Source organism: Ferdinandcohnia sp. GQ5 (genome assembly GCF_059759275.1).
Window position 1 is genome coordinate 1 of the sequence record NZ_JCAXEW010000052.1, and the last position, 524, is coordinate 524.

The following is a 524-nucleotide window of genomic DNA, read 5'->3' on the forward strand; positions in this document are numbered from 1 at the left end:
AAAAGAAAAGAGTCATTTTATTCCTTTTTGTCAACAATGTTTAACGACCAAGTAAAACATTGAAAAGAGGAATAAAAATGACTCAAATACAGTTTAACCTAGATATTGATGTTTTAAAAGAATCAGTAATGAATTCTGATATTGACTCCGTTATTAAAGCTTCGATTGTTCTTGTTTTAAATTCTGTGATGGAGAAAGAACGTGATGACTTTCTTCAAGTTGGATCTTATGAACGTTCTACTGACCGATTTGATTCTCGAAATGGTTACTATGAGCGAGAGCTCATTATGAGTATTGGTAGGGTGAATCTCAGAGTTCCTCGTACTCGCAATGGGGGATTTTCACCTTCCTTGTTTGAAAAATATGCACGTTGTGACCAAGCATTTGTGCTTTCAATGCTCGAAATGGTTATAAACGGTGTGTCTACTCGTAAAGTAAAGAATATTGTCCAACAACTTTGTGGAGAAAGTGTTTCGAAGTCTTTTGTTTCTTCTCTTACGGAACAACTCGACCCAATTGTTCAA

Annotated in this window: 1 protein-coding gene; it reads left to right on the plus strand. The window is 35.1% G+C overall.

What is annotated here, in order from left to right; all coding sequences use genetic code 11:
- Positions 1 to 77: 77 nt before the first annotated feature.
- On the plus strand, positions 78 to 524 hold a 447-nt coding region (locus AC6CHV_RS26320; protein ID WP_440274963.1), incomplete at its 3' end, for a transposase.